This window comes from Prauserella halophila (assembly GCF_024171895.1).
In the GTDB taxonomy this organism is placed as follows: domain Bacteria; phylum Actinomycetota; class Actinomycetes; order Mycobacteriales; family Pseudonocardiaceae; genus Prauserella; species Prauserella halophila.
The window spans coordinates 631,115-645,179 of sequence record NZ_JAMTCQ010000008.1 but is presented as its reverse complement, the minus strand read 5'-3'; the positions used below and the strand labels follow the sequence as shown (position 1 = coordinate 645,179).

Below are 14,065 nucleotides of genomic sequence, written 5' to 3'. Positions count from 1 at the left end.
CCGCCGCGCGTCGATGTTAACCGCCCCGACCTCGATCGACCCAGGCGATCACCAGGTGATCCCGAGGTTTCCACGACTCTCCGTAGGACCCGGGCTGCACGGCCGGGAAGCGAACAGACATAATGCGACTCGTGACAACGGCAGCTCCCAACATCAGCCAGCGAGTGCACTCGCTGAACCGGCCGAACATGGTCAGCGTCGGCACCATTGTTTGGCTGTCCAGCGAGCTCATGTTCTTCGCTGGGCTGTTCGCGATGTTCTTCACGGTCAAGGCGCAGAACGACACGGGGCATTGGCCTCCGGTGAACGAGGCGACCGGCGAGCTGATCCACTTGGACATCGCCTACGCGCTGCCGTTCACCGCCATCCTGGTGGCGTCTTCGTTCACGTGTCAGTTCGGCGTGTTCGCCGCCGAACGCGGTGACGTGTTCGGCCTGCGCCGCTGGTACCTGATCACACTGCTCATGGGCACGGTCTTCGTGCTCGGCCAGGCCGGCGAGTACATGACGCTGATCAGCGAGGGTGTGACGATCCCCTCCGGCGCCTACGGCACCGTCTTCTACCTGACGACGGGCTTCCACGGCCTGCACGTCATCGGCGGTCTGATCGCGTTCGTCTACCTGCTCATCCGGACGAAGTTGAGCAAGTTCACACCGGCACAGGCCACCTCGGCCATCGTCGTGTCGTACTACTGGCACTTCGTCGACATCGTGTGGATCGGCCTGTTCGCGGTGATCTACATCGTCCCCTGACGCATTGACCACTGTGATCCGTTCTCCCCGGTACGGCCGAACTGACAGCAAGGGTTGCCGCAGAAGATGACCTCCACGAAGAAGCCCGCAGCGACGGGCGACCGGCGAGCGGGCCGCCGCTCGAAGTTCCGCAGGCGGGTCGCCGGATTCGCCGCGCTCGCGATGGCGCTGATCGGTGCGGGCGGCATGTACGCCGTGTTCGCGCCGGAGCCGCAGACCGCCGAGGCGCAGACCGATTCGGCCCAGCTGCGCAAGGGCGAGCAGATCTACAACAACAGCTGCATCTCGTGCCACGGGTCGAACCTCCAGGGTGTCGACGACAAAGGCCCGAGCCTGATCGGTGTCGGCGATGCGTCGGTGTACTTCCAGGTCTCGAGCGGCCGCATGCCGCTGGTTCGCCAGGAGGCGCAGGCCGCGCGGAAGCCGGCCAAGTACACGCCCTCGGAGATCGAGGCGCTCGGTGCCTACATCCAGTCGCACGGCGGCGGCCCGCAGAGCCCCGACGGCACAGGCGAGCAGCTCCAGGGCGGGAACCCGGCGCGCGGTGGCGAGCTGTTCCGCCTCAACTGCGCGTCCTGTCACAACTTCACCGGCCAGGGCGGCGCGCTCTCGTCCGGTAAGTACGCGCCCGAGCTCGCGCCTGCGAGCGAAAAAGAGATTTACACCGCGATGCAGGCCGGCCCGGAGAACATGCCGAAGTTCTCGGACCGGCAGCTGTCCCCTGAGGAGAAGCGGGACATCGTGTCATACGTGAAGTCGGTCAGCGACGGCAACAACCAGCCGGGTGGTAATCCGCTGGGTGGCCTCGGACCGGCTTCCGAAGGTGTCATCGCATGGGTCGTGGGGATCGGCGCGCTGATCGGCGCCACCCTGTGGATTGGATCGAGGGCATAGGCATGAGTGGCAACGAGCCAGGATCCCGTCCTTCGGACGAGGAACTCGCGGCGATGAGCCGGGACGACCTCGTCGAGCTGGGTGGCCAGCTGGACGGTGTCGAGATCGTCGATTACCCGGACCCGTGGCCGGTCAAGGGCACCAAGGCCGAGAAGCGGGCCGAGCGCGCCGTGGCGCTGTGGTTCCTGGTCGCCGCGCTCGCCGGTCTGGCGTTCGTCGTGGCGCTCATCTGGTGGCCGTGGCAGTACGAGCCGCACGGCAACGAATCCGGGCACTTCTGGTACAGCCTGTACACGCCGATGCTGGGCATCACGATGGGCATCTCGGTGCTGGCCCTGGCCTTCGGCGCGCTGTTGTACGCGAAGAAGTTCGTCCCGAACGAGACGTCGATCCAGCAGCGCAGCGACAACATGGGCGAGGGGTCGGCCGAGGTCGACCGGAAGACCGTCGTCGCGCACCTGGCAGACGCCGGTGACCGCACGGGCATCGGCCGCCGGTCGCTGATCAAGCGCACGGCCGGGCTCGGTGCCGGTGCGCTCGGCCTCGGTGTGGTTGCGCTGCCCGTGGCGTCGTTCATCAAGGACCCGCACGCGAACGCGGACAACAAGGACGGCCTGGTCCACACGGGCTGGCAGCAGCAGCATCCGGGCGAGGTCGTCTACCTGCGCCGCCACACCGGTGACGCGGGCGAGGTTTCGCTCGTCCGCCCCGAGGAGATCGATGCGGGCGGCATGGAGACGGTCTTTCCGTTCCGCGAGTCCGAGCGCGGAGACCACGAGGCGCTGCTGCACGCCGTTCGCCGGGCGGACAATCCGGTCATGCTGATCCGCCTGCGCCCCGGCGACGCCGCCAACGTGGTCAAGCGCAAGGGCCAGGAGGACTTCAACTACGGCGATTTCTACGCCTTCACGAAGATCTGCAGTCACGTCGGCTGCCCGACGTCGCTGTACGAGCAGCAGACCAACCGCATCCTGTGTCCGTGCCACCAGTCGCAGTTCGATGCGCTGCAGTACGCCAAGCCGGTGTTCGGCCCGGCGACGCGTGCGCTGGCTCAGCTGCCCATCACGGTGCACACCGACGGTTACCTGATCGCCCGGCACGACTTCATCGAGCCGATCGGACCCGGTTTCTGGGAGCGCAAGTCATGAGCTCACTGACGACACCGACCAAGGGCTCCAGCGCTCTCGAACAGCACGCCTCCGAGGCGGCGAACAACGCCGACCAGCGGTACGTGCTGTCCAAGGGCCTGCGGCACCAGATGAACAAGGTCTTCCCGACGCACTGGTCGTTCCTGCTCGGGGAGATCGCGCTCTACAGCTTCATCATCGTCATCCTCTCGGGCGTCTACCTGACGCTGTTCTTCGATCCGTCGATGGCCGAAGTGGTCTACGACGGGCCGTACGAGAACATGCAGGGCATCGAGATGTCCCGCGCGATGGCGAGCACGCTCGAGATCTCCTTCGAGGTCCGGGGCGGACTGTTCGTGCGGCAGGTGCACCACTGGGCAGCGTTGATCTTCGTCGCGGCGATGGTCGTGCACATGCTCCGCGTGTTCTTCACCGGCGCGTTCCGCCGTCCGCGCGAGGCCAACTGGATCATCGGGGCGCTGCTGCTGATCCTGGGTGCGTTCGAAGGCTTCTTCGGCTACTCGCTGCCGGACGACCTGCTGTCCGGTACGGGGATCCGCGCGACGCTGTCGGGTATCACCCTGTCGGTGCCGGTGGTGGGCACGTGGTTGCACTGGGCGCTGTTCGGTGGCGAGTTCCCCGGCACGGTGATCGTGCCGCGCATGTACACGCTGCACATCCTGCTCATCCCGGGCATCATGCTCGCGCTGGTCGCCGTGCACCTGGCGCTCGTGTGGTACCAGAAGCACACCCAGTTCCCGGGCAAGAAGCGCAAGGAGAACAACGTCGTCGGCGTTCGGATCATGCCGATGTTCGCCGTCAAGGCGGGTGCGTTCTTCGCGGTCGTCACCGGTCTGATCGCGCTGATGTCGGGGCTGTTCCAGATCAACGCGGTCTGGCACATCGGGCCGTACAACCCGTCACAGGTGTCGGCGGGGTCCCAGCCCGACTGGTACATGGCCTGGGCCGACGGCATTCTCCGGATCTGGCCCGCGTGGGAGCTGTACCTCGGCAACTACACGGTCCCGCCGGTGTTCTTCGCCGGTGCGATCGGCATGGGCATATTGTTCACGGTGTTCGTCGCGTATCCGTTCATCGAACGAAGACTGTCGAAGGACACCGCGCACCACAACCTGCTGCAACGACCGCGGGACGCACCGGTACGGACGAGCCTCGGTGTGATGGCACTGACGTTCTTCATGGTGCTCGAGGTGTCCGGCTTCAACGACATCTTCGCGTTCGCGTTCGACATCTCGCTCAACGCGACGACGTGGATGGGCCGCATCGGCATCCTGTTGCTGCCCCCGTTGGCGTACTGGATCACCTACCGGGTCTGCGTCGGCTTGCAGCGATCCGACAGGGAAGTCCTGGAACACGGTCTCGAGACGGGCGTCATCAAGCGGTTGCCGCACGGTGAGTTCATCGAGCTGCACCAGCCGCTCGGACCGGTCGACGACCACGGCCACGCGGTGCCGCTCGAGTACCAGGGCGCTCCGGTACCGAAGAAGATGAACAAGCTGGGCTCGGCGGGCTCGCCGGTGGCCGGTGGCTGGTGGTCGCCGGACCCGGCGGACGAGACGGCCGCGCTCGAGCAGGCTCACGCCGAGCACGAACGGGAACTGCGCGCCCGCGAGCTGGAGCAGGGCGACTCGGATTCGGACGAGCCCGATACACCCGCCGGCTCGACGTCGCGCGAGTAGTCACGAGAGCACGAGGGAGCCCCCGGTCATCGATCGAATCGACGACCGGGGGCTCCCTCGTGTGTGTCCGGCCGCGGCGGATCAGGCGGATTCGATGCCCAGTTCGAACGCCGTGCCCGTGTCGGCACTGGAGTACGACCGGAAGGCGATGTGGGTGTCGGTGTTCACGACGCCGTCGACCTTGCTGATCTTGGCGGGGATGAGCGCGGCCAGGTCTTCGTGGGACGCCACGCGCACGATGGCGATCAGGTCGACGTCGCCCGCGCACGAGTAGACCTGGGACACGCCGTCGATGTCCGCGATCTCCTGTGCCGTTTCGGGAATCCGGTCGGCTGCTGCGCTGATGAGGACGATCGCGGTGATCACACTGGCCTCCTGGGGGAACGTACTGTCATGTGCGTGATCGTAGTCGCGGGTCAGCCGACATTCTCGAGTGTCGCCGCGGTGGCGACCTTGTCGAGCCACGGTGCCCAGCTGCCGGCACCGTGAGCGGGTTCCGACCACGGCCGGGAGGTACGCACCAGACGCACGCCGGGCTCGGTGAGCCAGCGCAGTAGCAGCCGGGTCTCCTCGGCGGGAGCGCCGCGCAGCGGTCCCGCCGACGGCAGCACGGTCTCGGCCGAGGCGACGAGCGCGTCGACGACGGGCAGGGGAGCGGTGCCGCGGCGGGCCACGCCGGCGGAGGCGAGCCTGCCGTGACGCACGATCGCGAACTCCCAGCCGCCGGCACCGTCGGGCGCCGCCGCGACGAGTTCGTCGACCGCGGCCAGCGCCGTGAGCCGGTGTGCGGTGCCGACACCGCGCAGCAGCGTGACGAGCTCGTCCCGGCGGCGTGCGGCTTGTTCGAAGTGGCCGCCTGCGGCGAGCGTGTCGATGTGGGCGCGTGCCGCGTGCAGGGGAGCGTCGCCGGTGCCGGCGACGAGTTCGGCGATCTGCCGCGGCGCCGGGGCGTACTCGTCGACGGTCTGCCCACCCGCGCAGGGCGCGCCGCACCGGCCGAGCTCGGCCAGTACACACGGTGTCCCCCGGGGCGCGCGTGCGGGGATGCGCTGGGTGCAGGTGCGCAACCCGGTGGCACCTGCCAGGGCGTCGGCGGCGGTCTTCGCCCGGGACTGCGAGCCGAACGGGCCGAGCGCTCCGTCGCGTTCCGAGCGCACGACCGACAGCCGCGGGAACGCCTCGTCGGTGAGCACGATCCACCACTGCGTGTGCGGATTCTTCGAACGCCGGTTGTAGGAGGGCCGGTGCGCGGCCAGCAGCCGCAGTTCCCGCACCTGCGCCTCGAGGCCATGGGCGCATTCGATGCCGTCCACCCGCTCGGCGAGGGCCACCATCTCGCGCATGCGCCCGCGTGATTCCGAGCCGGTGAAGTACTGCCGGACGCGCCGTCGCAGGTTGCGGGCGGTGCCGACGTAGAGCACCTCGTCGTTCGGCCCGCGGAACAGGTAGACGCCGGGCGTTTCCGGCAGGTGCGTCGCGAGGGAGCGTTTGCGCCGTTGGGCGGGCGTGACGTCGGGCAGGAAGTCGAGCAGTTCCTCCAGGGACTGCACGCCGACCGGGCCGACGCGCTCCAGCAGGCCGTGCAGCACGTCGACGGTGGCGCGGGCGTCGTCGAGCGCGCGGTGCGTCGGCGTGGTGCGGGCGCCGAAGAGCCGGGCGAGGGCCGAGAGCCGGTGCGAGCGCGTGTCGGCCTGCGACAGCACCCGGCGCGACAGCGTGAGGGTGCACACGACGGCGGGCTTCGGCCACGTGTAGCCGTGGCCTTCGCAGGCGGCGCGCAGGAACCGCAGGTCGAACGCGGCGTTGTGGGCCACGACCACGGCCCCGGCTGCGAACTCGAGGAAGGCGGGCAGCACCCGATCGATCGGCGGTGCGGCCTGGACCATCGCCGTGGTGATGCCGGTGAGCTCGACGATCTGCGGCGGGATCGGGGTGCGCGGGTCCACGAGTGTGCCGAACTCACCGAGCACCTCGCCGCCGCGGACCTTCACCGCGCCGATCTCGGTGATCCCGTCCGGACCGGGAGCGCCGCCCGCGGTCTCCAGATCGACGATCACGAACGTGACGTCGCGCAGCGGGGTGCCCAGTTCGTCGAAAGCCAGCTGCATGGCCGCGCACTGTAGGGGCGGCCACCGACAATCCCCGACAATCCCCGGCACCGCTCGGCACCGCTCGAAACCGGTGGCCTCCGGGCAGCTGCGAGACGCCCGTATCGGTGCGGGTGACTGCACCGATACGGGACGGTGCCGGATGGGGTCTCCGCGCGTGTTCCCCTCCGGGTGAGGAGCCGGGGATGCGGGGCGGCGGTTCCGGGGCACCTAAGCTGGACGAATGCAGCCGTCGTCGCACCGCTCCGACCCGTCAGGGGATCGGTCCGGCCCGGGCTACGGCCCGGGGTCCGGGACCGATTCCGGGGGCGAGGCCGCTCCCGCTGCGACGCCGGACGAGACGGTATCCGAGACGGCGGCGGACCTCGACGCCACCGGTCCGGCCGGTGCGGCGGCCCGGCACGAGGCCGTCGACTGGCGGTCGTTGCCGGATCCGGTGCGGGAACGCCTCGCCGCGCTCGCGGCAGGAGCGCTGAGCGCGCTCCCGGCGGCGGACGTGCCGCGGCACGTGCGGCCCGTTGCCCGGTTCGCACCGGCGAAACGGGCCAAGTCGGGAGCCTCGGCGCTGCTGACCGGGATGCGGGATTCGCCGCGGTTCCGCACGGCGGTCTGCGAATGGACGCGGACGCACCGTCCCGACGCGCTCGAGCCCGCCGCCGACACCGATGCCGGGGCCGATACCGATGCCGGGGCCGATACCGGGGCGGATGCCGATCTCGCGAGCGCCGCCGATCCGGTGGGCGCCGCCGTGGCGGCGGTGCTGCTCGGGGAACCGGACGCTGCGGCACGCATCCGCGCCGTGGCACAGCACACGGAGGACGCGTCGCTGCGTGCCGAACGCGACGCCGCCCTCGCCCGCGTCCGCAAGCTCGAAGCGGAACTGGCCGAGACCCGCGGGGAACTGGCCACGGCGCGCGCCGACGTCGAGCGGGCACGACAGGAACGTGCCGACCAGCTCGACAAACTCCGCGGGCGGCTGCGCAACCGGGGGCAGGAACTGCGGGAGGCGCGCGACGCGGCCGAACGGGCGCGCCAGGATGCCGAACAGGCCACCGGCGCCCGCGGCGGCGAAGCACAGCGGTTGGCCGACGAACTGGCGCGGGAACGCGAACGGGCGGACGCCGAGCGCACCCGGGCCGAACGGGCCGTCGCCGACGCCGAGACCGCCCGCCGGTCGGCGCAGGAGGCGCGGGCCGCCGACGAAGTGCGACTGCGGCTGTTGCTGGACACACTCGGCGGTGCCGCCGACGGCCTCCGCAAGGAGCTCGCACTCGGGGAGGCGGGAACGGGTGCGGCCCCCGCCGACACCGTCGCCGGCGCCGCGGAGCCCGCGGCGGCGGCCGAGCGGGTCGCGGACGCCGAGACCCTCGGCCGGCTGCTCCGGCTGCCCTCGGTGCACCTCGTGGTGGACGGCTACAACGTCACCAAGACCGGCTATCCCGAGCTGCCGCTGGCCGAGCAACGATCCCGGCTGATCGGCCAGCTCGGAGCGCTGCGCGCCAGGGTGGGCGCCGAGGTGACGGTCGTGTTCGACGGTGCGGGCGTCACCTCCGTCCCCGCCGCCAATCCGCGTGGTGTGCGGGTGCTGTTCTCCGAGCCCGGTGTGCTCGCCGATGACGTGATCCGTGACCTCGTGGCCGCCGAACCGCACGGCCGGCCGGTGATCGTGGCGACCTCCGATCGGGAAGTCGTCACCGCCGTGCGGCGCAGTGGTGCGCACGCGGTGGCCTCGGACATGCTGCTCACCCGGCTCGGCCGCACCTGAGCCCGGCCCTGAATCCGGAACTGAATCCGGAACTGCGATGCGGCCCGCCGCCCGTGCGGGAGACGTCCGTCGCGGCGCACCGCCATCGATCGTCGGGCTGCCGGACTGCGGGAATGCCGGTGGATCGCCGGGTTGCCGGGGCGCTGTCCGGGGCACTGTCGAGCGGCGCCCTTCGTCGTGCGGTGAACGGTCTTACCAATCAGGTGAACGGTTTCTACCACTTCGGATGCACTGTGTAAGGCTGGTCACAGGAACCGCTGAACCGCTGGTCCGAACGTGTTGCAGTGTGCGGTGAACGATTTGGCGGCCAAGGCAGCTGGACGTGGCCGATGGTGTTTCGTAACCTGGCCGAGATTTCGCGTCAGGCAGCCGTTCCCCACGTTCGGCGACGCGCGATCGCCGCCGAGAGCAGCTTTTGTCGGGGAGCTGCGCCGGACGTCACGCACAGTAGCGTGACGGAGCCGATCGCGGAGGCACTCGGTCTCGGATATCGCATCCGGATGCCGTGCGCCCTCGTGGTCCGGGCCGTGGTGAGGGCCCCCGACCTCACCCGGACCGATCGACCGGTAGGCGGCCGGACCGTAGAGGAGACATGAGCGACGTGCAGTCGCAACCCGTGAAGCGCGTAATTTCCGGCGCGCTGGCGGCGTCCGCCGTCATCGCGGTTGTCACCTTCCAGTCACCGGCGACCGCTTCCCCCAACCCCGCCCTCCAAACGCCCCCGGTCTCGCAACAGCAGACGCAGTCCGAGGCGCTCGACAAGTACTACGAGCTCTCGGAAAAGGCGGAGAAGCTGAACGAGCAGCATCTGCAGGCGCAGACGGACCTCGAGGAGAAACAGGATGAACTGCGCGGTGCGAAGAAACGCCTGAACAACGCCAAGCAGGCCAAGCAGCGCGCGTCCGCCAACGAGGAGCGTTACCGCAAGGACGTCGACCGGTTCGCCGGTGCGTCGTTCGCCAGCGGTTCGCAGATGAACAAGATGTCGGCGCTGCTGACCGGCGACTCCGCACAGGACTTCCTCGAGCGCTCGTCGGCGCTGGACGTGCTGGCCACGGACCGCAACAAGGCGCTGAGCAAGCTGCGCGGCGCGGTGAACAGCGCCGCGACGGCCGAGCAGAAGGCGCAGCAGGCGCGCAACCGTGCGGAGAAGGCCAAGAACGCCGCGGCCGAGCTCGAGGGTGACATCGCCTCGCGCAAGGAGGCGCTCGACGAGAAGATCGCCGAGGTCGAGGAGGCCGCCGGGCTGCTGAACGAGGCCGAGCAGGAGACCTTGCAGGACACCGGCCCGGACGTCGGTCCCGTCACGGCTCCCGGCCCGGCCGCCCAGACCGCAGTGGACACGGCGATGGCGCAGATCGGCAAACCGTACAGCTGGGGTGCCACCGGCCCGGACTCGTTCGACTGCTCCGGCCTGACGTCGTACGCCTACGACGCGGCCGGCATCTCGATCCCGCGGACGGCGTCCGACCAGCAGGCGGGTGCGGGCACCCCGGTGTCCCGTGACCAGCTGGCGCCCGGAGACCTCGTGTTCTCCGGTTCGCCCGCCCACCACGTGGGCATATACATCGGCGACGGCCAGATGGTCCACGCGCCGACGCAGGGTGAGCCGGTCAAGGTCGGCCCGTTGCAGGACGGATACAGCGGGGCCGTCCGGGTCGCCTGACCCGCACACCCGCAGACCGCCCTGGCCGGGGCGGGATAGCGTGGTCACCATGCGCCGCACGCTCCTGGTGACCAACGACTTCCCGCCCCGGCCCGGTGGTATCCAGTCCTATCTGCAGGCCTTCACTTCACGTCTGCCGTCCGACGATCTCGTCGTGTATGCGCCTGCGTGGGAGCGTGCGTCCGGTTCGTCGAGCGCGTTCGATGCGCGGCAGCCGTACGAGGTCGTGCGCCATCCCACGGCGCTGATGCTGCCCACGCCGGATGTGCTGCGCCGCGCGAAGGAGATCGTGGCCTCCCGCGACTGTGACACCGTGTGGTTCGGCGCCGCCGCCCCGCTCGCGCTGCTCGGCGCCCCGTTGCGGGACGCGGGCGCGCGCCGCATCGTGGCCTCGACCCACGGTCACGAGGTCGGCTGGTCGATGCTGCCCGCCGCGCGGCAGGCGTTGCGCCGGATCGGTGACACCACCGACGTCATCACCTACGTCAGTGATTACACGCGCCGGCGGTTCGCCTCCGCGTTCGGCCGCTTCGCCGGCCTGGAGCACGTGCCGTCGGGCGTCGACCCCGAGACCTTCCGTCCCGATTCCGCGGCCCGCGACGAACTGCGCACGCGCTACGGACTGGGTGACCGCCCGACCGTGGTCTGCGTGTCCCGGCTCGTCCCGCGTAAGGGGCAGGACATGCTCATTCGTGCGCTGCCTGCGATCCGCGAGCGGGTGCCCGGCGCCGCGCTGCTCGTCGTCGGTGGCGGGCCGTATCGCGCACAGTTGGCGTCTCTCGCCGAGCAGGAGGGCGTGGCCGACGACGTCGTGCTCACCGGGTCGGTGCCTGCCGACGAACTGCCGGCGCACTACGCGGCGGGCGACGTGTTCGCCATGCCCGCGCGGACCCGTGGCAAGGGACTCGACGTCGAAGGGCTGGGCATCGTGTACCTCGAGGCGTCGGCGGCGGGGCTGCCCGTCGTCGCCGGAAGCTCGGGCGGTGCCCCGGAGACGGTGCTGGACGAGGTGACCGGGCACGTGGTCGACGGCAGGCGGCTGGAACAGCTCGTCGACACGGTGTCGGCACTGCTGGCCGACCCGGTGCGGGCACGCGCGATGGGGGAGGCGGGCCGCCGGTGGGTGAGTGAGCACTGGCGCTGGGATGTGCTCGCCCGGCGGTTGGCGACACTGCTCGACGGCCGCCTCGCCGGTCCGGCCGCGACTCTCATGCACTGAGATCGGCGCGGAAATCCGGGTGAACAGCCGGTTTCTTGCCCGGTCGGGCACAGAAATTCACCCGGATCGGTTGTGTTCGTTGTGGTCCCGGGTATTCGACTGCAATCGGTAATCGCACCCTCTCGAACGTCCGCTGTTCGGGTGAGTTCCGAGCAGTCCGAGTCGGTCGATCCGCCCGTGCTGCTGTCCTCTGTGGAGTGACGCGCACGTGAGTATCCGGTGAGGACTCCTTTCCGGCACCGACATCGGCGCATTCCTCTGGTACCTGGTGTTGGTACTCGCAACGCGTGCGGACGCCGCGGCGACGGGCGGGCGCAGACCCGGCCCTCCCGCAACGACGCGTCCGCGGTCGCCGTCGACCGAGCGCCATGACCCCGCGGACAGACGTGCGGGGGAATTCACCGACCTCGAGGAGGCCGTTTCCGGATGACGCTGAATACCGGTCAGAAGAGCGACCAGCAGGGCGGCGATGCCGTGCCGTGGTGGCGCACCGTACTGCGCTACGACGTGCCGGCCTCGCTCGTGGTGTTCCTCGTCGCTGTGCCGTTGTCACTGGGTATCGCGCTCGCCTCCGGCGCGCCGGTCGTGGCCGGGCTGATCGCCGCCGTCGTGGGCGGCATCGTGGCCGGCGCCGCAGGCGGATCGCCGTTGCAGGTCAGCGGCCCGGCCGCGGGGCTGACCGTGATCATGGCCGAGACGATCACCCAGTTCGGCTGGGCGGTCACGTGCGCCATCACCGTGGCGGCAGGCCTGCTCCAGGTCCTGTTCGGACTGAGCAGGGTCGCCAGGGCCGCGCTCGCCATCTCGCCCGCGATCGTGCACGGGATGCTGGCTGGCATCGGGATCACGATCGTGCTGGGGCAGCTCCACATCGTGCTGGGCGGAGATTCGAACAGCTCGGCGGTGGACAACATCGTGCAGCTTCCCGGTCAGCTGGTCGACCTGCACGGGCCCGCGACGTTCCTCGGCCTGCTGACCCTCGGCATCCTGCTGGCCTGGAGCAAGCTCCCCGCGGCGGTGCGCAAGGTACCCGCACCACTGGCCGCGATCGTGCTCGTGACCGTGCTGGCCGCCCTGACGGGTGCGCCTGCCGAACGCGTGGAGTTGCCCAGCAGCGTGCTCGACATCCGGTTCGCCCCGGAGTTGCCCAGCGGTGGCTGGGCCGACGTCGCCGTCGCCGTGCTGACGATCGCGCTGATCGCCAGCATCGAATCGCTGCTGTCGGCCGTCGCCGTCGACAAGATGCACACCGGCAGGCGCGGCAACTTCGACCGTGAGCTCATCGGCCAGGGGCTCGGCAACGTGACCTCCGGCGTGCTCGGCGGCCTGCCGATCACCGGGGTGATCGTCCGCAGCTCCACCAATGTCGCCGCGGGCGCGCGCACGCGGGCCTCGGCGATCCTGCACGGCGCGTGGGTGCTGCTGTTCACCGCGCTGCTCGCGACGCTGATCGAGAGCATTCCGCTGGCCGCGCTCGCGGGGCTGCTGGTGCACGTCGGTGCCAAGCTCGTCAACACCGCCCACATCCGCGAGGTGCTGCGCCACGGCGACCTGTCGTTGTACGTGGTGACCGTGGCGGGTGTGGTGCTGATCGACCTGCTGTCGGGCGTGCTCATCGGCGTCGGCCTGTCGGTGCTGCTCATGCTCCACCGCACGATGTGGTCGGGGGTGCACTCCGAGGGCGAGGGGGACACGCGGCGGATCGTCATCGAGGGCGCGCTGACGTTCCTGTCCGTGCCGCGGCTGTCGGCCGTCCTCAACGGACTCCCGGAACGCGCCACGGTGACGTTGGAACTCGTCGTGGACTACCTCGACCATGCCGCGTTCGACTGTCTCCACAGCTGGCAGGAGGCCCACGAGCGGGCCGGTGGCCGGGTGATCGTCGACGAGATCGGCAATCCGTGGTTCGGGCGCGGCAAGGACGGCAGCCCGATCGTGCGCAAGGACCGTGCGGGCGCCGCCGTGCCGCGCTGGCTCGCGCCGTGGTCGGAGTGGATGGCCCGGGACGGGGCGGCCGAGGAGGCGTCCCCGGAGGTGGCGATCCCGGACCAGCGCCACACCCCCTCGCGGCCGACCCCGCTGCGCCGCGGGACCTCCGAGTTCCAGACCCGCACGGCGCCGCTGGTGCGCGGGACGATGAGCAGGCTGGCAGCCGGACAGCATCCGCACACCCTGTTCATCACGTGCGCCGATGCGCGCATCGTGCCGAACGTCATCACCACGAGCGGGCCCGGCGACATGTTCACCGTCCGCAACGTCGGCAACCTCGTCCCACCGCACGAGACACATGCCGGAGACGGCGCCGCCGTGTGGTCGTCGGTCGAGTTCGCCGTCGGCGTGCTCGGTGTCAGCGAGATCGTCGTGTGCGGGCACTCCTCGTGCGGGGCGATGCGGGCGCTGCTCGACGGGGCGCCGGAGGGACTGCCGGGGCTGGCCCGCTGGCTCGAGCAGGGCGCCGCGGGGCCGGCGCGCAGGCGCGAGGCGGGCCCGGTGCGGCTCGACGGTGCCGAACCCGCGCACAGCGGTGACGCACTGGCCCTGCACAACGTGTTCGCGCAGCTCGACCATCTGCGCGAGTCGCCGCTGGTTCGGGCGGCAGTGGAACGCGGTGAGCTGACGCTGACGGGTATGTATCTGGACCTGGGCAGTGCGCAGGTCTACCTGCTGGACCCGGCGTCCGGCGACTTCGAGCCCGCAGACGTGCGCGGCGCGGCGCAGGCCCGGTGACGGCCGCCGGCGCGGGCGGGCTAATGTCGACCGGTGGAGTCGGCCGCGGCGGTCTGGCCCGCCCGCGCCGACAGGCGGCGCACGGTCGGACGACACGGACAGTCGGA

Annotated in this window: 10 protein-coding genes; 8 read left to right on the top strand and 2 right to left on the bottom strand. The window is 70.2% G+C overall.

What is annotated here, in order from left to right:
• The first annotated feature begins 122 nt into the window (after nt 1-122).
• The 4 genes from ctaE (at nt 123) to qcrB (ending at nt 4,473) form a co-directional block, all read left to right on the top strand.
• Nucleotides 123-752 (top strand): aa3-type cytochrome oxidase subunit III, encoded by a 630-nt coding sequence (gene ctaE / locus LY41_RS03250; RefSeq protein WP_253862304.1) that lies wholly within the window; start codon nt 123-125, stop codon nt 750-752.
• 66 nt (nt 753-818) lie between these two features.
• Nucleotides 819-1,646 (top strand): cytochrome bc1 complex diheme cytochrome c subunit, encoded by an 828-nt coding sequence (qcrC, locus tag LY41_RS03245; protein ID WP_253862303.1) that lies wholly within the window; start codon nt 819-821, stop codon nt 1,644-1,646.
• A gap of 2 nt (nt 1,647-1,648) precedes the next feature.
• Entirely contained in the window at nt 1,649-2,794 is a 1,146-nt protein-coding gene (gene qcrA, locus LY41_RS03240) for a cytochrome bc1 complex Rieske iron-sulfur subunit (protein WP_253862302.1), read from the top strand.
• On the top strand, nt 2,791-4,473 hold the full coding sequence (gene qcrB / locus LY41_RS03235) for a cytochrome bc1 complex cytochrome b subunit (RefSeq protein ID WP_253862301.1): 1,683 nt from the start codon (nt 2,791-2,793) through the stop codon (nt 4,471-4,473). Before qcrA ends, qcrB begins: the two co-directional genes overlap by 4 nt.
• Nucleotides 4,474-4,554: 81 nt before the next feature.
• Here the strand turns inward: qcrB and LY41_RS03230 are convergent, their stop codons facing one another.
• Together LY41_RS03230 and LY41_RS03225 are read right to left on the bottom strand one after the other, a co-directional pair.
• A complete protein-coding gene (locus LY41_RS03230) occupies nt 4,555-4,839 on the bottom strand; it encodes an Lrp/AsnC family transcriptional regulator (RefSeq protein ID WP_183778109.1) in 285 nt (94 codons plus the stop codon).
• Nucleotides 4,840-4,889: 50 nt separating this feature from the next.
• Entirely contained in the window at nt 4,890-6,581 is a 1,692-nt protein-coding gene (locus LY41_RS03225) for a DEDD exonuclease domain-containing protein (RefSeq protein ID WP_253862300.1), read from the bottom strand.
• A 223-nt stretch (nt 6,582-6,804) separates the two neighbouring features.
• Here LY41_RS03225 and LY41_RS03220 point away from each other — a divergent pair, with 223 nt between their 5' ends.
• From LY41_RS03220 to LY41_RS03205, 4 genes are all read left to right on the top strand, one after another.
• Nucleotides 6,805-8,346 carry an NYN domain-containing protein gene (locus LY41_RS03220; RefSeq protein WP_253862299.1) on the top strand — a complete coding sequence of 514 codons (1,542 nt, stop codon included), beginning with the start codon at nt 6,805-6,807 and terminating at the stop codon, nt 8,344-8,346.
• A gap of 601 nt (nt 8,347-8,947) precedes the next feature.
• Nucleotides 8,948-10,012 carry an NlpC/P60 family protein gene (locus LY41_RS03215; RefSeq protein WP_253862872.1) on the top strand — a complete coding sequence of 355 codons (1,065 nt, stop codon included), beginning with the start codon at nt 8,948-8,950 and terminating at the stop codon, nt 10,010-10,012.
• Nucleotides 10,013-10,061: 49 nt separating this feature from the next.
• A complete protein-coding gene (locus LY41_RS03210) occupies nt 10,062-11,231 on the top strand; it encodes a glycosyltransferase family 4 protein (RefSeq protein WP_253862298.1) in 1,170 nt (389 codons plus the stop codon).
• Between the two features lie 426 nt (nt 11,232-11,657).
• Nucleotides 11,658-13,958: a SulP family inorganic anion transporter gene (locus LY41_RS03205; protein WP_253862297.1), complete on the top strand. Its 2,301-nt coding sequence runs from the start codon at nt 11,658-11,660 to the stop codon at nt 13,956-13,958.
• Nucleotides 13,959-14,065: the final 107 nt, after the last annotated feature.

Bases quoted from the DNA above. Each gene is read 5' to 3' on its own strand.
- LY41_RS03210 (WP_253862298.1), top strand. From the start codon at position 10,062: ATGCGCCGCACGCTCCTGGTGACCAACGACTTCCCGCCCCGGCCCGGT.
- LY41_RS03205 (WP_253862297.1), top strand. From the start codon at position 11,658: ATGACGCTGAATACCGGTCAGAAGAGCGACCAGCAGGGCGGCGATGCC.
- qcrC (WP_253862303.1), top strand. From the start codon at position 819: ATGACCTCCACGAAGAAGCCCGCAGCGACGGGCGACCGGCGAGCGGGC.
- ctaE (WP_253862304.1), top strand. From the start codon at position 123: ATGCGACTCGTGACAACGGCAGCTCCCAACATCAGCCAGCGAGTGCAC.
- LY41_RS03220 (WP_253862299.1), top strand. From the start codon at position 6,805: ATGCAGCCGTCGTCGCACCGCTCCGACCCGTCAGGGGATCGGTCCGGC.
- qcrB (WP_253862301.1), top strand. From the start codon at position 2,791: ATGAGCTCACTGACGACACCGACCAAGGGCTCCAGCGCTCTCGAACAG.
- qcrA (WP_253862302.1), top strand. From the start codon at position 1,649: ATGAGTGGCAACGAGCCAGGATCCCGTCCTTCGGACGAGGAACTCGCG.
- LY41_RS03225 (WP_253862300.1), bottom strand. From the start codon at position 6,581: ATGCAGCTGGCTTTCGACGAACTGGGCACCCCGCTGCGCGACGTCACG.